Consider the following 19,652-nt stretch of genomic DNA (forward strand, 5'->3'; position numbering starts at 1 on the left):
CGTGGACGGCCACGACCCGATCGCCGCGATCTTGCAGTTCGCGCGCCTTCACGGCATCACGCAACTCTTCATCGGCCACAGCCTGCGTGAGCGCTGGCGCGACCGCGTGTTCGGCGGTCCCATCGACCGGCTGATCGCGCAGGCCGAGGCCATCGACGTTCGCGTCTTTCCACATTGAGATGAGCGAGACTGCCGTCACTCCCCGTGGTCGCCTGAAGCTCTACCTCGGTTACGCGGCCGGGGTCGGGAAGACGTACCGCATGCTCGAGGACGCGCACCGGGTCCTCGCAAGCGGGGTGGACCTCGTCATCGGCTACATCGAGCCCCATGGGCGTCCCGACACGACCGCGCGAGCGAAGGGGCTGCCCGACGTCCCGTGCCGCCGCGTGGCCTATCGGGGCATCACGCTCACGGAGATGGATATCGAACGGGTCCTGGCGCGTGCGCCGGCGGTCTGCCTGGTGGACGAACTCCCTCACACCAATACACCCGATGCCCGACATGGGAAGAGGTGGGAGGAAGTCCTCGAATTGCTGGATGCCGGAATCTCCGTGTGGACGACGATGAACATCCAGCACCTCGAGAGCCTGAACGATCAGGTGGCGGCCATCACCGGCGTCCGAGTCCGCGAAACCGTCCCGGATTGGCTCGTTGCGCAGGCGGACGATGTCGTGATGGTCGATCTGACACCGCACTCCCTGTTGAACCGATTACGGCGGGGCGTCATCTACCCACCAGATGGAGTCGGCCGCGCACTCGACCACTTCTTCAAGGAGTCGACGCTCGTGGCGCTGCGCGAGCTGGCGCTTCGCCAGACGGCGCATGAGGTCGAAACGCACCACGCGGGTCCTGACACACAACTGCCGGACGGCCCGCAGCGCCTGCTCCTGCACCTGACGGCCGATCCGGCCACGGCCCTGGTGATCCGCCGCGGTCGACGGTTGGCGGATTTCCTGCACGCCGACAGTTTCGCGGTCTACGTGCACCCGGGGGCCGCGCTCTCGGAACTCCCCGATATCCGGCGGGCGGCGGTCGAGCGCCACCTCGAGTTCGCGCGGCGTCTGCACATCGAAACGCGCGTCCTCTATGGTCCCGATCCTGCTGCCGTGCTCGTGGAGTTTGCCCGCGTGCACCAGGTGACGCAGATTCTCCTGCTGAGGCCCAGGCCATCGCGGTGGCGGCGTCTTGCCGGACACGGACTCGCCGCGCGCGTCATCCGCCGCGCTCGAGATCTCCAGGTCATCGTCGTCGCTTCCCGCCTCGTCGAGGACCGGGGTCGGGACCAATTGCCGTAACCAGTCTCGATGCGTCATTCGACCCGCGGCTACCGGCTGGCCGCTCGCCGCAGGGCGCAAGCCGGACTGCCGCATCGAGCTCAGTCCCGCCCCCTCCGTCTCTTGCGCCACCGGCGGTAGAAGACCACGACGACCGCGAGGAGCGTGATGGGCCAGTTGACGATCGCGAGGATGCCGACGGCGTTCGTCAGCGCGCGGCTGGCGAGCAGCGATGACGCGAGCGGAGAGAACGGATTGTCGTCGACCAGATAGGTCCAGGTGGCGGTCGAGTCACCGAGTCCCGCGCGCGACAGATCGATCTCCCCGTCCACCACCGCGAGACGCGAGAAGCGATCGACGATGTCCCCGTCCACCCTCGTCATCATCTCGTCGAACGCCTTGATGATCTGCCGCTGGAACTCGGTGAGCGGGTCGATGCCGCCGTAGCGTTGGAGATGGATGCCCTCGCGGATGTCCTCGATCAGGGCCAGGTGGTCGGCCCAGGCCACGTCGAAGGCATGCACGGCGATGCGCTGCTCCGCGCGGACGACCGCCTCCTCGCCGGCCTTCGCGGCCAGGTCCTCGAAATGCTCCGGCAACTCCTCCCGACACACGCCAGGCTCTGCCTGCCCGAGCAGGTACGCCTGGCGCCGCTCGTCGATCATCCGGCGCTGCTGCTCGACCATCGCCGAGTAGCGCCACAGCGTCTTCCTGATCCCGAAGTTCTGGCCCTCGATGATCCGCTGGGCGCGTGCGATCTCGAGCGTCACGATCGGGTCGTCGACCGGCGCTTCCTGCACCGCGGGCCGGTGGGCCTTGGGAATCTGGTTCATCACGCCGTAGCGCCGGATGAGATCGTCCTCGAGACTGATGAAGAACCGTGACGTCCCCGGGTCGCCCTGTCTCCCGGCGCGTCCTCTCAACTGGTCGTCCACGCGGCGGCTCTCGTGACGATTGGTGCCGATGACGTAGAGGCCGCCAAGCGACAGGACCTGCTCGCGCGCGCCGGCGTCACCCGCGCCGAGCACGATGTCCGTGCCGCGGCCGGCCATGTTGGTCGAGATCGTCACCGCGCCCGGTGCGGCCGCACGCCCCACGATGGCCGCTTCGCGCGCGTCGTGGCGCGCATTCAGCACCTGACAGCTGACGCCGTGCGTACCAAGCTCGGCCGCCAGCGCCTCCGATTCGCCCACGCTTGCCGTTCCGACGAGGACTGGCCGGCCGGCTTCGTGCGTCCTCACGATCTCCTCGACCAGGCCGCGCCTCTTTGCCGTCCGGTGCGTGAACACCACATCGTCCTCGTCGTCGCGGACGCACGCGCGGTGTGGCAGAAAGACGGCGGTCCTCAGGCCGAAGAACTCGTGCAGCTCCTCTGCGGCCGGCACCGCTGTCGCGGTCATCCCCGCGATCCTCGGATAGAGCCCGACGAAGTGCTGAACGGGAATCGAACCGAGGATTCGTCCCTCCGGTCGCACGGGGACGCCTTCCTTCGCTTCGACTGCCGCCTGGATCCCGTGCGGCCAGCGCCGGTTGTCCGCCACCCGGCCGGTGAACTCATCCACCAGCTCCACCCGGCCGTCCCGGATGATGTAGTCGCGGTCACGCGCCAGCAGTGCCTGCGCGTGAAGCGCGACGTGCAGCGCGCTCAGCGTGAGGTGGTGCTCTGATGCCGAGAGGACGATTCCGCCAAGCAGCGCTCCGGCGTGACGGAACCCGGCCTCGGTCAGCACGACCGCCCGCTCGTACTCATCCGCGGTGTAGTCCTCTTCCCGCCGCAGTTGGCGCACAACCGCCGCGAGCGTGGAGTGCTCGACTCCCAGACTCGGAGCGGTGCCGGCAATCACCAGCGGGACGCGGGCCTCGTCGATCAGGATGAAATCGGCTTCATCCACGATGACGAAGTGAAATGGGCGCTGGACGAGCCCTGCTGGATCCGTAGCGGTGTGGTCGCGAAGAAAGTCGAAGCCGGCCTCCTTCGCGGTGACGTAGGTGACGTCCGCCGCGTACGCGTCGCGTCTGGCTCCCGTCGACAAGTGCTGGCTCACGAACGCCGGCTCGAGACCGAAGCACCGAAACACCGCGCCCATCCACCCGGCATCGCGTTCGGCGAGGTAGTCGTTCGCGGTGAAGACGTGGACGCCACGACCCGTCAGTGCGTTGAGGATGGCCGGCATGACGGCGACGAGCGTCTTGCCCTCGCCCGTCGCCAACTGGGCGAGCCGCTGGCGGTGGAGGGCCACGGCAGCCGCCACCTGGACGTCGAACGGCCGCAACCCCAGCAGTCGTGCGGAAGCTTCCCGTGCCACCGCGAAGACCTCGGGCAACAGATCGTCGAGATCGGCGCCTGCCCGGGCGGCGTTCCGCGCCCGTCGTGCACGTTCTCCGAGGGCCGCATCCGTCAGGCCGCGGACGTCAACGGCCTCGACCGCACGGACGACGGCGGCATATGGTCGGAGGTCGTATTCGATCGGAATTCCCGCGAGCCGCAGGTAGAGGCGGTGGAGCGGGCCGGAATCGGTCGATTGCACGTTTGTCCTCTGGCTGCTCCAGAGCCACCCGCTCTGCTGGATCGCCGAGCGCGCTGCTCGTCGCCATTGTACGAAATTGGCGTCGGGGCCAATTACTGAAAGCGCCGCACAGAATCATGATTAGTCCCGACCCCGATTTCCCCGGGGACGGTATCATGGAGACATGCGAATCCTGTTGGGAGTGCTGCTCGTTCTCGCGCTCGCGGCGGCCGCGGTCTTTGTCGTGGCTGGCCGGGGGGATGCGCCGACAATCATCTTCCTTCAGCCTGCCAAGGCGATAGGCGTCGACTCGAATCTCGACGTCACCGTTGAAACGCCGAAAGGCAAATTCTCGCGTATCGACATCCTGCTCGAACAGGGCGGGAAGTCGACACCACTCTTCTCCCTGACCTCGGCGGCCGCGGCGAGCGTGAAGCAGGAGTCGCCCGATCGCATCCGTATCACCAGGCCGATTGGCAAGCGCGCGCTTCCCGACCTCCAGGCGGGCCCGGCGCGCGTCGTGGTGACGGCCGCGCGGACGACACTCTTCGGATATCGGACGAAGGAGGCCTCCGCCAGCAAGGACTTCCAGGCGAGGTTCAATCCACCGCGCATCGCCGTTGTTTCGACCCACCACTACGTCAATCTCGGCGGATCGGAGATGGTGGTCTACAGCGTGACACCGCCGGACGTCGAGTCTGGCGTGCAGGTCGGCGACGCCATCTACCCGGGTTTCCCCGCCTCCGGGGCCGGAGTCGCCGGAGCCAATCCGGATCTCAAGGTCGCGTTCTTCGCACTGCTCTACGACCAGGACCTCGGGACGCCGATCCGCCTCTTCGCGAGGGACGAGGCGGGCAACCAGGCGCACGCGCAGTTCGACTACAAGGTGTTCCCGAAGCCGTTCCTGAAGAGCCGCATCGAGCTCACCGACGGTTTCCTCCAGCGCGTCGTTCCCGAGATCCTCGAGCATTCCCCCGAGCTGAAGATCGCCGTGGCGCCCGGCGAGAGCTATCTTCCGGCGTTCCTGAAGGTCAACAACGACCTGCGGCGGATCGACGCCGAGAAGATCGCGGCGATGGCGAAAGAGTCGGCGCCGCGGACGCTGTGGCAGGGGTCGTTCCGGCCGCTCGGCAACGCGCAGATCGAATCGAAGTTCGCCGACCACCGCACCTATTTCTACCAGGGCAAGGAAGTCGATCAGCAGGTGCACCTGGGCTTCGACCTCGCGGTCACGGTCAACATCCCGGTCCTCGCGGGCAACGACGGCAAGGTCGTGTTCGCGGATTACCTCGGCATCTACGGCAACTGCGTCGTAGTCGACCACGGGATGGGCGTGCAGTCGCTGTACGGTCATCTCTCGTCGATCGAAGTGAAGGCTGGGGACACGGTGAAGAAGGACCAGCGGATTGCGCGGAGCGGCATGACGGGCCTGGCCGGGGGCGACCACCTGCACTTCTCGATTCAGCTGCAGGGACGGCCGGTCAACCCCGTGGAGTGGTGGGATCGGCACTGGATCGAGGATCGCGTGACGCGGAAGCTGCGCGAGGCGTCGTCGGGCACAGCGAAGTAACCCGCGCGAATTGCCTGCCCTTCGTGGGTGTGGTAGGTTCGAGACGATCTCGGGCGATCGAGAGGCACCCCTGCATGAACGATCCGGCGTCGCCGTCTGTCCGACCGCGCGCGATTGCGCTGTCGCTGCCCGTTCCACGCGTGTCGAGCCGGGCGTCGGACTTTCTGGCCCTGACGAAGCCTCGCCTCAACTTCCTGGTTGTCGCCACCACGCTGTCGGGCTACTACCTGGCCGCTGACCAGTTCAGTCCGGTCCTGCTCCTGCATACCGTCGTCGGCACCGCGCTCGTGGCCGGCGGCGCGGCGGCCTTCAACGAGATCTTCGAACGCGACACCGACGGCCTGATGCGGCGGACACGGAACCGCCCGCTGCCGGGCGGCCGCATGCGGGTGTCCACCGCCGCGTGGTTCGCGGTGGCGATTTCCGCGATCGGCCTCGTTCAACTGGTGCTCGGCGCGAACCTGCTCGCCGCGGGAATCGCGGCGGTGACGCTGATCTCCTATACGCTCGTCTACACGCCGCTCAAGGGCCGCACGTCGCTGGCCACGCTGGTCGGCGGCATTCCGGGCGGCCTGCCGCCGATGATTGGCTGGGCGGCGGCCCGCGGCAGCCTGTCGGTCGACGCGTGGGTGCTGTTCGCGATCGTGTTCTTCTGGCAGATGCCGCATTTCCTGGCCATCGCCTGGCTGTGCCGCGAGGATTACGCGCGCGCCGGTCTGCCGATGCTGCCCGTCGTCGAACCGGACGGTCGCAGTACCGGGCTGCAGGCAGTTCTGTACGCCGCCGTTCTCGTGCCGGTGAGCCTGATGCCCACGCTCACGGGCCTGACCGGCCGCGTCTATTTCGTGGTGGCCGCCATCCTCGGGCTCGGCTTCCTCGCGCTCGCCGTGCAGTTCGCGGGACGCCGCACCAACGAGGGGGCGCGTCGCCTGTTCCTCGGCTCCATCTCCTACCTGCCGCTGCTGTGGGCACTGATGCTGGGGAATCACTTGTGACGGCGGGCGACCGGCCGAGTGGCGCGCCAGAACGGGCGGGACGCCCGTCCCACTCCGTCGACGAAGCTGCCCGGCCGAGTGGCGCAGGCGTCTCGCCTGCGGTGGACATCTCCGCCGTGCGCCACCGTTACGAATCGCGCATGGCGCTCGATGGCGTGACCTTGCAGGTCGCGGCCGGCGAGATCTTCGGCCTCCTGGGCCCGAACGGCGGTGGCAAGTCCACGCTGTTCAAGATCGTCTCGACGCTGCTCGCTCCATCCGAAGGCTCCGTGCAGGTGTTTGGCGACGACGTTGTCCGCGACGCCGCGGCCGTCCGCCGACACCTGGGCGTGGTCTTTCAGAAGCCCGCTCTCGACGGCCGGTTGACCGTCAGCGAGAATCTGCGCCACCAGGGGCACCTCTACGGTCTTCGTGGCGATCGGCTCGCCAGGCGGATCGCCGGCGTCCTCGCGCGAGTCGGGCTCTCCGACCGCGGCCGTGATCTCGTTGGCACACTGTCGGGTGGCCTGCAGCGGCGCGCCGAGGTGGCAAAAGCGCTCCTCCACGAGCCGCGAGCGCTCGTGCTCGACGAGCCGAGTACCGGCCTCGACCCGTCGGTCCGCCGTGACATCTGGGACGATCTCGAGCGCCTGCGCGATCAGGAAGGAACGACCGTGCTCCTGACCACGCATCTCATGGACGAGGCTGCTGGCTGCGACCGCGTTGGCATTCTGGACGAGGGACGCCTCGTGGCGCTTGGTACGCCAACCTCGCTGACCGACGCAATTGGAGGCGACGTCGTCCTCGTGACCGCCCGGAATGCCGCTGGCTTGGCGCCGCGGATCCGCGATCGATTCGGCGTCGGCGCCGATCTGGTTGGTGACAAGGTGCGGATCGAGCGGGACCGGGCGCATGCGTTCGTCACGGAGCTCGTGGAGAGTTTCCCGGGCGAGATCGACGCCATCAGCTTTGGCAGGCCGACGCTCGAAGACGTGTTCGTGCACTATACGGGCAAGCGGCTCGACTAGCAGGTCGCTTCTTGTTTGCGCTGTTGGTTACCATGCTCCTCGCTTCCTATACGCTCTGGCTGCGTGAGGTCGTTCGCTTCTGCCGGCAACGCAGCCGTATTGTCGGCGCGCTCGGCTCGCCACTGGTGTTCTGGTTCCTGATTGGCTCCGGGCTGAACCGATCGTTCCAGGGCGGACCGGCGATGCCGCTACAGGGCGGATATCTCGAGTATTTCTATCCGGGCACGCTCGCGCTGATTCTGCTCTTCACGGCCATCTTCTCGACGATCTCCATCGTCGAGGACCGGCAGGAGGGATTCCTGCAGGGCGTGCTCGTCGCGCCGGTGCCGCGGACGGCCATCGTGCTGGGCAAGATTCTCGGCAGCACGACGCTGGCTCTCGGCCAGGGCGTGATCTTTCTCGCGCTTGCCCCGCTCGCACACGTCACGATTCACCTGGCGGATGTGCCGGCGCTCGTCGGCGTGATGTTCCTCGTGTCCTTCGGGCTGTCCGGTCTCGGATTCCTCGTCGCCTGGTGGCTCGACTCGACGCAGGGCTTTCACGCGATCATGAACATCTTCCTGATCCCGCTTTGGATTCTATCTGGCGCGCTGTTCCCGGCGTCGGGTGCCGCCGCGTGGGTGCGCTGGCTGATGTTCGCGAACCCCCTGACATACGGAGTGTCGGCCCTGCGCCGGATGTTCTACGATCAGCCGCTCGGCGCGGAACCTTCGCTGGCCGTCTCGATGGGAGTGGTCACGCTGTTTGCGGTCGTAATGCTGGGCGCGGGCGGAGTGGCCGTTCGCAGACAGAAATAGGGAAACGGGCTCGGGCTCATGTCGAGGAGATTGCGCGATGCAGGTTTCCGATCTGCCAACGCTGAATGCGACGCTGAACGGCCTCTCCGGCGTGCTGCTCGCGACCGGCTACGCGATGATCCGACGCCGTCGGATCTCGGTGCACCGCGCGTGCATGATCGCCGCCTTCCTCACGTCGATGCTGTTCCTGGCGTCCTACACGGCGTATCACGTGCAGGCAGGATCGCACCCATTTGCGGGAACGGGACCCGTCAGGATTGTCTACTTCGCGATTCTGATCTCACATGTCCTGCTTGCCGCCGCCGTGCTCCCGCTGGCGGTCGTGACGCTCGCCCGAGGCCTGGCGAGCCAGTTCGCGCGCCACGTCCGCATCGCGCGTTGGACGCTGCCAATCTGGCTCTACGTCAGCGTCACGGGCGTGGTGGTGTACCTGATGCTGTATCACCGATAAATCAGGTACTTCGCCCGCAGCAGGCGCCACTGGCCTTCTTCGTTGGCCCACGACTGGGCGATGGCGGCTGGGTCGTCACCAAGCTTGATTCGCTCGACCACGCGCGCGGATCCAACCAGGCGCAGTGTCTTGTCGATCTCGAACCGGTCGCCGTGCAACCTCCGAACGGCGGCGAGGAGCTCGATGCCCACACGCACCGGCCTCATCGCCTCGCGATCGGTCACCAGCATGAACACACCCTGGCACCGCTCGTCCTTGTACTTGCTCGTCGAAGGCGTGAACGACGTCGGGTAGAACCGGATGCCGGGCAGACGCCGCGCATTCAGATCCGAGGCGAGCTTCGGCCCGTCGATCCAGGGCGCGCCGATCTGCTCGAACGGCGTATCCGTTCCGCGGCCAACCGACACGTTCGCGCCTTCAATCAGGCAGACCCCCGGATACAGCGTGGCCTGGTTCATCGTCCGCATGTTCGGTGACGGGTTGATCCATGGCTGCCCGGTCTCGTCGAACCACTGCTCGCGATGGTAGCCTTTGACCTGGATGACGGTCAGGTCCGCCCCGATCTTGTTCTCTCCATTGAACAGCCGCGCAAGTTCGCCCATCGTCATGCCGTGTCGCACGGGCATCGTCGGGAAGTAGCCGACAAAGCTGGCCAGCGCCTTGTCGAGCGCCGGCCCCTCGATCCTGAACCCCTCGATCGGGTTCACCCGGTCGAGCACCACCATCCGGATCTTCCGCTTCGCGGCCTCCTCCATCACGTACGCCATCGTCGTCTCGTACGTGTAGAAGCGAACGCCGACGTCCTGGATGTCGAAGACCATCGTGTCGATGCCTTCCAGCATCTGGGGCGTCGGCCGCAGCGTCTCGCCGTACAGCGAGTAGATTGGCAGACCGGTCTTCTCGTCCTTGGACGACGAAACCTCCGCATCCACGGCGCCACGAATGCCGTGCTCCGGCGAGAACAGCGCCACGAGCTTCACGGCCGGTGCTCTGGCGAGAAGGTCGATCGTCGACTCGCCGCCGAGCGTGCGGCCGGTGTGATTGGTGACCAGGCCAATGCTCCGTCCCTTCAACGCCGCGAAGCCGTCGGCTTTCAGCACGTCGATGCCGTTGAGGACCGGCCCGGTCCAGGCTGGCCGCGCCGGCGCCGTTCCCGCCGCGCCGAAGTCGCCACCGGCCAGGCGTGGCTGGCGGACGGCCTCGCCGGGACGATCGACGATGGCCGATCCCACGACGCTGGCCACCTTCCCGCGCAGGGGGGTGACATCCCCCTTGCCGTCGGGGTGCACCCGATTGGACAGGAAGATCACCCAGGTCCCGCTCGTCGGATCGATCCACAGCGACGTTCCGGTGAACCCCGTGTGCCCGTAGGAACCGGGCGGCAGCAGCTCGCCTCGGTTCGAGGAGTACGGCGAGTCCATGTCCCAGCCGAGGCCCCGGAACTGGTCGCCGGGCAGGACGATCGGGCTCGTCATCCTGGCAACGGTCAGCGGCGACAGAACCTGCGTCGCCCCGAACCGCCCGCCGTTGATTAGTGTCTGGCAGAAGATCGCCAGGTCGGCCGCAGTACTGAACAGGCCCGCATGGCCCGCCACGCCCAGCATCCGACGCGCCGTCGGGTCGTGGACGACGCCGCGCAGGATCACGCCACCGGGCTGATCGCACGGCCAGCCGTACTGCGAGCAACGTTCCGTCGGCGCTATCCTCGGGGCGAGAGCCGCGGGTGGCTTGAACATCGTGTCGCGCATGCCAAGCGGTTCGAAGATGCGCGTTCTGGCGAACTGGTCGAGCGACTGGCCGCTGACCCGGTGGACCACTTCACCGAGCAGGAAGAAGTTGATATCGCTGTAGGCGAACCGTCGTCCCGGCGAAGCGGTGGGCACCTCCTCGATGGCCCGCGCGATGGCTTCGTCGTAGCTCGCGAATTCCATCGACATGTCGAGGTCCGGGCGCAGCCCGGAGACGTGCGTGAGCAGGTGCCTGATCGTGATGTCGGCCTTGCCGTACCGCTCGAAGCCGGGAATGTAGGCCGCCACGCGGTCGCTCAACCTGAGCCGTCCGTCTTCGACGAGCATCATGATGCTGGTCGTCGTCGCGACGACCTTGGTGAGCGAGGCAAGGTCGAACACGGTGTCGAGCGTCATCGCTTCGACCGTCGGCTGAAGCGACCGATGTCCAAACGCCTTCTGGTAGTAGACCCGATTGCCGCGCCCGACGACGACGACCGCGCCCGGGGTCTGCTTCGCCTCGATGGCCTCGTTCACGAGACCGGCGATGAGCGCCAGGCGCTTGACATCCAGGCCCGGCGCCGCCGGCCTGGCCTGCGCACGCGCAGGGACGGTGAACGACGCGACCGACCCGACCACAACAGCCACGACGGTGATGAGGCGGTGTCTCACGGGTCTCTCCTTCCGAGGCGCTCTATAATATGATGTTCGACTGCATCTCGGCGATCGCTCCGACAGAATTACGAACCATGCCACCCACACCCGAGGCCGTTCGACGAGCCGACACTGCCCCGCCACGGCGCGCGCACTGGCGTTACCGGATCGTCGTCGGGCTGATCGTTCTCGCCATCGTCGGTGCGGCGGCGGCCGGCTGGTGGTACGCGCGATCGTCCACGCCCGCCTTCGGTCCGGTCATCATCGTCACGATCGATTCGGTGCGTGCCGACCATCTGCCGGCCTACGGTTACGCGAAGGTCAAGACACCGGCGCTCGACGCACTCGCTGCGGACGGGATCGTGTTCGAGCGCGCCTTCGCTCACTCGCCGCTGACGCTGCCGTCGCACGTGTCCATCCTGTCCGGCCAGTTGCCGTTCCAGACCGGCGTGCGGGACGACGTGGGGTTCACGCTGCCGTCGAATGTGGCGCTGCTGCCGCAGCTCCTGCGCCGGCGCGGATTCAAGACCGGCGGCGTGGTTTCGACATTTCTCCTGCGCCGCGACACCGGCCTGGGCCAGGCATTTGGATTCTTCGACGACGAGTTCTCGAGGACAGCCACCGACGCGCCGGCCCCGGTCGTCAGAGACGGCATCGAGTCGGTGAAGGTGGCCGAGCGCTGGGTGGATTTGATCAAGACACAGCGCTTCTTCCTCTTCCTGCAGATCAACGGTCCGCAGGCACCCTATACGCCGCCGCAGCGATTCGCGAGATACCGGGGGTACGACGGCGAGATTGCGCACGCGGACGAGAGCCTCGGTCGGCTGATTCAGTTCCTGAAGGATCGCGATCTCTACGACCCGGCGGTCATTGTCGTCCTGTCGGACCACGGCGAGGAACTGGGCGACCACGGTGAGCAGGAACACGGCCTGTTTCTGTACGACTCGACCATCCACACTCCGCTCATCGTGAAGATGCCGACTCAGGCGGGCGCCGGCCGGCGCAGCAACGTTCTCGTTCAGCATGTCGATCTGGTGCCGACGATTCTGGATATGATGGGCGCCCCGCGTGCCCCGTCGGTCCGCGGCCGATCGGTGCGGCACGTGCTCGATTCGGCTGACGCCACGATGCCGGACCGGGAGGTGTACGCGGAGTCGTGGTACGGCCGATTCCACTTCGGATGGAGCGAGCTGACGTCACTGAGCAGCGGACGCTACCGCTACGTCAAGGCACCGCGGCCGGAGCTGTACGACATGCTGCAGGACCGGAACGACCAGCGGAACATCATCGAGAGCCAGGTTGCGGCGGCCTCGTCGCTTCGCGCCGCGCTCGACCGCCTCCTCGCCGCCGGGCAGGCGCCCCCCCAGGAAGCGCCTGGCCCCGCGCGCTCGATGCCCGAACCAGAGGTTTTGCGCCGTATCGAGTCGCTCGGCACGATCACCATCACGGCAGACGTCGCGGCGGATGTGCCATCTGAACAACTGCCGGACCCGAAGGACCGGCGTGGCGTCGTCGAGAAGTACCGCGAGGCACTGCGCTTGGAGGCCAGGGGCGACATGGCGCGAGCGATTTCCGCCTGGCGCGAGGTGGTGAGGATCGATCCCGGCGCCGGCCAGGCCTGGGAGCGCCTGGGTACGCTGCTCGTCACAGAGGGCCAGTTCGCGGATGCAGGTGTGGCGCTCGAACGCTTCACGAGACAGGCGCCCGACGCTGGCCGCGCCCAGACCGCCGAGGCGCTCGTCCGCGATCTCCTGAAGGAGTCTCCCACCGCGGATCGCTACGCTCTCGCGATTCGCGTCTGGTTGGCAAGCGGCGACAGAGACGAGGCGGCTGATCTTCGCACTCGAGGGCGCAAGGCCGTCGGCGTGGCTGCGCTCCGCAGAGCTGAAGCCATCCAGAAACCTGCGAAGTAGAGTTGCGGGTCGGGGTCAGGAGACAACCCACGTGATCTTCGAGGCGGGCGTCGTTCGGCGGTGCGGTCTCGCGACAGCGTTGGTCATGGCCACATTGTTGCTCTCTGGAGCAGCCGCGCAGGCGCCCCGCAAGAACCTGCTGCTGATCACGCTCGATACCATCCGCGCGGACCATCTCGGCAGCTACGGTGATGCGAGGGCCGTCACGCCGACGCTCGACCGCCTCGCGCGCGAAGGTGTCCGATTCGCTGACGCGACCACGCAGGCGCCGCTCACCGGCCCGGCGCACGCGGCCCTGCTGACGGGGATCTATCCGGGCCGGTACGGCGTGCTCGACAACGGCACGACGCCGTTACCGCTCGAGGCCGTCACGCTCGCCACGGTGTTGAAGAGGGCTGGCTATCAGACCGGGGGATTCATCGGCGCCTTCATCCTCGATCGGGCGTTCGGATTCGACCAGGGTTTCGACGAATTCGATTCCCGCTTCGACCGGTTCGTCGCGGGCGACAAGTTGAAGGCCGAGCGAACAGCCGATCAGGTCGTGGGTCCGGCACTCGGGTGGCTGAGCCGTATCCGGCGCAACCAGCCCTTCTTCGCGTGGGTGCACCTGTACGATGCGCACGCGCCCTATGCTCCTCCTGCACCGTTCAACGTTCGCTTCAAAGATCGGCCGTACGACGGCGAGATCGCGTACGTGGACAGCGCCGTCGGTCGCCTGATCACCAGGCTCGAAGCGATGAACGTGCTCGAGCAGACGATCGTCGTCGCTGTCGCGGACCACGGTGAAAGCCTCGGCGAACACGGCGAAGAGGATCACGGCTTCTTCCTCTACGACTCGGTGCTGCGCATCCCGTGGATCATGCGGATGCCCGGCCGCGAGCGGGCCGGTACGGTCGTGAGGGAACAGGTGCGGGCGATCGATGTGATGCCGACGGTTCTCGATGTGCTCGGCATTGCCGCTCCAGCCAAACTCGACGGCGAGAGCGTGTTGCCGGTCGCAAAGGGACGCCCTCGTTCGAATCCGCCGCTTTCGTACGCGGAAACCTGGTATCCAAAGCTCCACTTCGGCTGGAGCGAGCTCCGCTCGGCGCGCGTCGGCGAGTGGAAGTTCGTCGAGGCTCCGAAGCCCGAGCTGTACGACCTCCGGGTCGACAAGGTCGAGCGAACGAATGTCATCGAGCGCCAGGCCAATGTCGCGGGCCGGCTGAGCACCGAGGTCCGCAAGGTGGCCGACGGCTTCGGAGGCGGGACGACACCGCAGGCGGCGACGCCAGACGCCGAAACCATCGCACGACTGCGAAGCCTGGGCTACGTCGGGTTCGTCGCACCTGGAGCGCTGACGGGACGCGGTCCGGATCCGAAGGACATGGCGCCAAGGTTGCGACAATTCAGGCTGCTCATGACCGCCGCGTCCGCGGATCTGCAGCGTAATCAACCGGCGGCGGCGGTCGCGAAACTGAAGCGGGCGCTCGCCATCAACGACCGCGCGTACGACGTTCATCTCGCCCTGGGAGACGCCTATCAGGAACAACGCCTCTTCGAACAGGCGATCGGCGAGTACGACGCGGCCGCGCTGCTCAATCCCGCCACCGCGGATCCGCCCGTCTCCGCAGCGCTGGCGCTCATGGGCCAGGGAAAACTCGACAAGGCGAAGCAGCGCCTCGACCAGGCCGCGCTCATCGAGCCCCGCTCACCGGAGATTCCGTTCACCCGCGGTCGTCTCGCCGAACAGCGTGGACAGGACGGCGAGGCCATGGTGCAGTACGAGGCGGCGGTGCAGGCCAACGCCTCAGACCCCCGCCCGCGAACCAGGCTCGCCAATCTCGCCATGCGTCAGAGACGGTACGATGTGGCCGCCGCGCAGTTCACCGCACTCCTCCAACTTGGCTATGAGCCAGCGCGTTCGCACTTCGGCCTCGGACGCGTCGCCGAAGCTCAGGGCGACACGACGAAGGCCGGCACCGAATACCGCCAGGCCCTTCAGATCGACCCAGGCCTGACCATCGCGCGAGACGCGCTGGCCCGAGTCCGGAAACGGTAGGCCGCGCCCATCGGTTGGTCCCCGTCATCGGCCGGACATATACTGAAACGTGATCGTCCGATCCGCTTGAACGGATAGGGTTGCGGCGGAATCTCATGTCCCGTGCCGGTTCCCGACAACAGACGGCTGCGCGTCTGGCAGAAGCCGGAACAGCGCATCGGCCGACGCGACGATGGTTGATTGCCCTCGTTGCCGGCGTGCTGCTTCCGATCGTCGCAATCGTGCTCTGGTTCCGCGGGCCGCGTTCGGAACCTCCTGCACCAATCATCCTGATCTCCATCGACACGCTGCGGGCGGACCACCTGCCTGCCTATGGTTATACCAAGGTGAAGACGCCGGCGATCGATGCGCTCGCGGCCGACGGCGTCCTGTTCGAGCATGCCTACGCGCACTCACCGCAGACGTTGCCGTCCCACGCGGCCATCCTGACCGGCCAGTTGCCGTTCGAAACCGGCGTGCGCGACAACATCGGGTTCACGCTTCGAGACGATCAGCCGACGCTTGCCGCCATGCTGCGAGATCGCGGTTACGCGACGGGCGGCGTGGTCTCGGCCTTTGTGCTCCGGAAGGAGACTGGCATCGCGCGCGGCTTCGACTTCTTCGACGGCGACATGCCGCCGGCAGCCCCGGATATGCCGATGGGCATGGTGCAGCGCAGCGGGAGCGATTCGCTGGGGGTCGCGGAGCGCTGGATGCAGAACCTGTCGTCCTCGAGGTTCTTTCTCTTCTTTCACGTCTACGACCCCCACACCCCGTATTCGCCGCCCGAGCGTTTTGCGCGGTACGCGCCCTACGACGGCGAGATTGCCTACACCGATGAGGTCGTCGGCCAACTCGTCGCCTGGCTGAAGGCACGTGGCTGGTACGACCCGGCGCTGATCGTCTTCCTGTCCGATCACGGCGAAGGCTTGGGCGATCATGGCGAGCTCGAGCACGGCCTGTTCCTCTACGACTCCACGATCCGTGTGCCGCTCATCGTCAAGATGCCGGGCGGCGCCGCGCGGGGGCGGCGCATTCCTGTGCCCGTGCAGCACATCGACCTCGTGCCGACGGTGCTCGACTGGCTTGGCATCGCGCCGTCGCGCTCGCTTCGCGGGCGGTCACTGCGGCCGCTCCTGGCCGGCAGCCATTCGATGCCGGCCGAGGGCGGGTTCTACGCCGAAGCCTTCTACGGTCGCTACCATTTCGGCTGGAGTGAGCTGTACTCGCTGACCGATGCGCGCTTTCGGTTCATCAAGGCTCCTCATCCCGAGCTCTATGATCTTCAGAACGATCGCGGCGAAACGCGGAACCTCGCGGCCGCGAGGCCGCAGGTCGTCACGGCCACGCGCGCCGCGCTCGACCGGCTGCTGGCCGGGGCCAAGGTCCAGGCGCCCGGAATCGTGTCGAACGAGGACCTCGAGCGGCTGCAGGCGCTGGGCTACGTCGGGACACACGCCACCATCCCGCTCGACAGCCCGGGTGACTCGCTCCCCGACCCCAAAGACAAGGCGCCAACCCTGGAGAAGTTCCGCAAGGCCATTACGGCGTCTGCCTCGCGCGACTACGACCAGTCGATCCTCCTGATGCGCGAGGTCCTCGCCGACAGCCCGACGATGAAGGACGGGTGGCTGCAGCTCGGGGTGTCACTCGTGCGTTCGGGCCGGCTTTCCGAGGCGCTCGACGCGTTCAAGCGGCTGGTTGAAGCCGATCCGGCCGACGCCAACAGTTTCGTCAGCACGGGCGGCGTCCTCTTGTCGCTCGGTCGCCTGGGCGAGGCGCAGGCGAACGCCGAGATGGCGCTGAGCAAATCGCTCGCGTCGGATCGGCGTGCGAAGACCTCGGCGTACGAGCTGCTGGTCAAAGTGGCACTGGAGCGGAAGGATCTCGGCGCCGCCCGGCGAGCAGCCACGCTGTCGCAGCAGGCGGACCCGGCGTTTCCGCTTCAGAGCTTCGTTGAAGGCGCCATCCTCCACTCGAGCCGCGAGTTCGAACAGGCTCTACCCCGGTTCCAGGACACGGCCCGGCGCGTGCAGGGGCAGGCGTTTGCGATTCCGGAGCTCTACTTCTATCTCGGTGACACGTTTGCCAACCTGGGCCGCGAAGAAGAGGCGATTGCGGCATTCCGGGAAGAGCTGCGGCTGTTCCCGCTGAACGCCCGAGCGCGGACGAGCCTGGCGATGCTGTACCGCGCCGGCGGGCGCAACGCCGATGCGGAAAGGGAGATCGACGCGCTGGTGCGCTCGGTGCCAACGCCCGAGGGCTACGCCATGGCCGCCAAGACATGGTCCATCTTCGGCGAGACCGGCCGCGCCAACGCGGTGCGCGCGGAAGCGGCGAGACGATTCGCCAAGAAGTGAACCACCTTCGCCTCCTCCGCCTCCTGTGCGTCTCTTGTGGTCGAATTCGTTTGAGAGGTTGACACGTGGCCAGGACGAAGAACGCAGGCCCGGCCGGGCCGCAGGCAGCACCGGCAAAGGGCGCAACCGGCGCGGCGAAGGCCCCGCCTGGATCGCCTCGCATGTGGGGCCTCACGTTCGGCGCGGCCGCGCTCGTCGTGCTCGGTGCGGCGGGCGCGTGGCTCTTCTTCGCGCACCCCGGACCTGTGACGTTCACGCGCACGGGCGAGCAGAACGTCCTCCTGATCACCATCGACACGTTGCGCGCGGACGCCCTCGGCTGCTACGGCGGCCGTGCCGCGACGCCCAATCTTGATCGCCTGGCAGCCTTGGGCGTCCGCTTCGACTTCGCGCACGCGCACGCCGTCGTGACGCTGCCGTCGCACGCCAGCATCCTCACCGGCCGTTATCCGTTCGAGCACGGCATCCACGACAACGCGGGCTTCCGGTTGCCGGAGACCGTGCCGACGCTTGCGTCCCTCTTGAAGCCGCATGGGATGGCCACAGGCGCTTTCATCGGCTCGTTCGCGCTCGACTCGCGTTTCGGTCTGAACAGAGGCTTCGATGTGTACGACGAGCGCTACGGCAAGTCGAACACCGCCTCAGGCTTCAACATGCCGGAACGGCGCGCGGACGCCGTGGTCGCGGCGGCACGGGCGTGGCTTGGCGCGCAGAAAGGGCGTTGGTTCGCCTGGGTGCACGTCTTCGATCCGCACGCGCCGTATCGACCGCCGGCGCCGTTCGATCAGCAGTATGCCGAACAGCCGTACTACGGCGAGGTCGCGTTCACCGATGCCGCGCTGGCACCGCTGCTCGACGCGGCCCGGGACCCGTCCGGACGCCCCACGCTCGTCGTCGTCACGGGCGATCACGGCGAGGGCCTGGGCGACCATGGCGAGCAGACGCACGGGCTGTTCGCCTACGAGGCGACGCTGCGCATCCCCCTGATCCTCGCGCAAGTGTCGCGCGACACGGCAGCCTGGAGTGCCGGCGTCACCGCCCCCGCCCCCCCGACGAGAGCCTCATCGGTCGAGGCCCGACACGTGGACATCGTCCCTACTGTGTTCGATGCGCTCGGAGTTCCGCCGCCCGCGGGCCTGCCTGGTCGGTCGCTGCTCCCCGGTTCCGGCACTGGCAGCGGGTCGGATCAGCGCACGTCCTACTTCGAGGCGCTGTCTGCGTCCTTCAATCGAGGTTGGGCGCCGCTCACCGGCGTCCTCATGGACCGCGACAAGTACATCGAGCTTCCGATTCCCGAGCTCTACGACCTCCGGGCCGATCAGGCAGAGGCGAACAACCTTGCCGGGCGCCAGTCCGAGCGACGACGAGTGCTGGACAACCGCCTGCGTGCGTACGGCGCGGCGGTGGCGACCGGCCGCCGAACCGAGGACACCGAGTCGCAGGCGCGGCTGCAGGCGCTCGGCTACGTGGCGGGATCGGCGCCCGCCAAAGCGAAGTATGCCGACGCCGATGATCCAAAGCGCCTCGTGGGCGTCGATCAGCAACTCCGCCACGCGATTGAACTCTACGAGCACCAGCGCCCCGTCGAGGCGATCCCGATCTACCGCCAGGTGATTGCGGAGCGCCCGACGATGGAAGTGGCGTATGCACAGCTTGCGATGCTGCAGTGGGAGATGGGCCAGCCTGGCGACGCGATCGACACCCTCCAGTCGGCGGTGAAGATGGGAGCAGCGAGCGTCGCCATCCAGACCAAGCTGGGCATCTACATGGCGGAAAGCGGCAACGTCAAGGACGCGATCCCGTTGTTGCAGCAGGCGACGTCACGGGGCGAGCCTGATCTCGACGCGCTGAATGCGCTCGGCATCGCGCTCGGACGGTCTGGCCGGTCGGCGCAGGCCGGCGAGGTCTTCCGTCGGATTCTCCAGCTCAACCCGGGCAACACGATCGCGCTCGAGAACCTCGGGACGATTGCCCTCGGCGAGAAGCGGATGGATGACGCACGGCGGCGGTTCACCGAGGCGTTGCGGATCGATCCGCTGTCCTCGCAGGCCAACAACGGGCTCGGCGTGGTCGAACTGAAAGCCGGCAACCGCAAGGCGGCCATCGACTACTTCCGACGGGCCGTGGACGGCGATCCCGGGAACTACGACGCCATGTACAACGCGGCGACCGAGCTGGTCAACGACGGACAACTGGAGACGGCGAGACCTTACCTCGAGCGTTTCATTCGAACCGCCCCCCCTGCCTTCTATGCGAAGGACATCCAGCGCGTGCGCGAGGCTCTCGTGCGGTTGGGGCGGTAGCCGCGTGCTACGATGATTCAGATCTACCCTCACGCAGGTGTGGCATGAATGGATCCTGGCTCGCTGCGGTTGTC

Annotated in this window: 12 protein-coding genes; 10 read left to right on the forward strand and 2 right to left on the reverse strand. The window is 67.1% G+C overall.

Annotated features, from left to right (window positions below; all coding sequences use genetic code 11):
• Positions 1-179 precede the first annotated feature (179 nt).
• Positions 180-1,295: a sensor histidine kinase KdpD gene (locus VGK32_13410; GenBank protein ID HEY3382766.1), complete on the forward strand. Its 1,116-nt coding sequence runs from the start codon at positions 180-182 to the stop codon at positions 1,293-1,295.
• A gap of 80 nt (positions 1,296-1,375) precedes the next feature.
• Here VGK32_13410 and secA2 read toward each other — a convergent pair whose 3' ends face one another.
• Positions 1,376-3,802 (reverse strand): accessory Sec system translocase SecA2, encoded by a 2,427-nt coding sequence (secA2, locus tag VGK32_13415; GenBank protein HEY3382767.1) that lies wholly within the window; start codon positions 3,800-3,802, stop codon positions 1,376-1,378.
• A gap of 163 nt (positions 3,803-3,965) precedes the next feature.
• Between secA2 and VGK32_13420 the strand changes: the two genes are divergently transcribed.
• The 5 genes from VGK32_13420 to VGK32_13440 all read left to right on the forward strand — a co-directional run bounded on the left by VGK32_13420 (position 3,966) and on the right by VGK32_13440 (position 8,601).
• Positions 3,966-5,351: a M23 family metallopeptidase gene (locus VGK32_13420; GenBank protein HEY3382768.1), complete on the forward strand. Its 1,386-nt coding sequence runs from the start codon at positions 3,966-3,968 to the stop codon at positions 5,349-5,351.
• 74 nt (positions 5,352-5,425) lie between these two features.
• The gene (gene cyoE / locus VGK32_13425) at positions 5,426-6,346 is read left to right on the forward strand and encodes a heme o synthase (protein HEY3382769.1); all 921 of its coding nucleotides are present in this window, start codon (positions 5,426-5,428) and stop codon (positions 6,344-6,346) included.
• 116 nt (positions 6,347-6,462) lie between these two features.
• Positions 6,463-7,353, forward strand: a complete 891-nt coding sequence (locus tag VGK32_13430; protein ID HEY3382770.1) for an ABC transporter ATP-binding protein — start codon at positions 6,463-6,465, stop codon at positions 7,351-7,353.
• Between the two features lie 32 nt (positions 7,354-7,385).
• Positions 7,386-8,150, forward strand: a complete 765-nt coding sequence (locus VGK32_13435; GenBank protein ID HEY3382771.1) for an ABC transporter permease — start codon at positions 7,386-7,388, stop codon at positions 8,148-8,150.
• Between the two features lie 37 nt (positions 8,151-8,187).
• Entirely contained in the window at positions 8,188-8,601 is a 414-nt protein-coding gene (locus VGK32_13440; GenBank protein ID HEY3382772.1) for a DUF420 domain-containing protein, read from the forward strand.
• Here the strand turns inward: VGK32_13440 and VGK32_13445 are convergent.
• Entirely contained in the window at positions 8,592-11,000 is a 2,409-nt protein-coding gene (locus VGK32_13445; GenBank protein ID HEY3382773.1) for an exo-beta-N-acetylmuramidase NamZ domain-containing protein, read from the reverse strand. The genes VGK32_13440 and VGK32_13445 overlap by 10 nt on opposite strands.
• Before the next feature lie 77 nt (positions 11,001-11,077).
• Between VGK32_13445 and VGK32_13450 the strand changes: the two genes are divergently transcribed.
• From VGK32_13450 to VGK32_13465, 4 genes are all read left to right on the forward strand, one after another.
• A complete protein-coding gene (locus tag VGK32_13450; GenBank protein HEY3382774.1) occupies positions 11,078-12,895 on the forward strand; it encodes a sulfatase-like hydrolase/transferase in 1,818 nt (605 codons plus the stop codon).
• A gap of 85 nt (positions 12,896-12,980) precedes the next feature.
• On the forward strand, positions 12,981-14,936 hold the full coding sequence (locus VGK32_13455) for a sulfatase-like hydrolase/transferase (GenBank protein ID HEY3382775.1): 1,956 nt from the start codon (positions 12,981-12,983) through the stop codon (positions 14,934-14,936).
• 176 nt (positions 14,937-15,112) lie between these two features.
• Complete coding sequence (locus VGK32_13460) at positions 15,113-17,275, forward strand: sulfatase-like hydrolase/transferase (protein HEY3382776.1); 2,163 nt, start codon at positions 15,113-15,115, stop codon at positions 17,273-17,275.
• 65 nt (positions 17,276-17,340) lie between these two features.
• Positions 17,341-19,578, forward strand: coding sequence for a sulfatase-like hydrolase/transferase (locus tag VGK32_13465; protein HEY3382777.1), 2,238 nt, complete (start codon positions 17,341-17,343; stop codon positions 19,576-19,578).
• Positions 19,579-19,652: the final 74 nt, after the last annotated feature.

Source organism: Vicinamibacterales bacterium, from assembly GCA_036504215.1.
GTDB lineage: Bacteria > Acidobacteriota > Vicinamibacteria > Vicinamibacterales > Fen-181 > FEN-299.

What these genes read in the sequence shown, in the direction of transcription:
- VGK32_13410 (HEY3382766.1), top strand. Translation starts at nt 180, where the DNA reads ATGAGCGAGACTGCCGTCACTCCCCGTGGTCGCCTGAAGCTCTACCTC.
- VGK32_13450 (HEY3382774.1), top strand. Translation starts at nt 11,078, where the DNA reads ATGCCACCCACACCCGAGGCCGTTCGACGAGCCGACACTGCCCCGCCA.
- VGK32_13435 (HEY3382771.1), top strand. Translation starts at nt 7,386, where the DNA reads ATGCTCCTCGCTTCCTATACGCTCTGGCTGCGTGAGGTCGTTCGCTTC.
- VGK32_13440 (HEY3382772.1), top strand. Translation starts at nt 8,188, where the DNA reads ATGCAGGTTTCCGATCTGCCAACGCTGAATGCGACGCTGAACGGCCTC.
- cyoE (HEY3382769.1), top strand. Translation starts at nt 5,426, where the DNA reads ATGAACGATCCGGCGTCGCCGTCTGTCCGACCGCGCGCGATTGCGCTG.
- VGK32_13420 (HEY3382768.1), top strand. Translation starts at nt 3,966, where the DNA reads ATGCGAATCCTGTTGGGAGTGCTGCTCGTTCTCGCGCTCGCGGCGGCC.
- VGK32_13455 (HEY3382775.1), top strand. Translation starts at nt 12,981, where the DNA reads ATGGCCACATTGTTGCTCTCTGGAGCAGCCGCGCAGGCGCCCCGCAAG.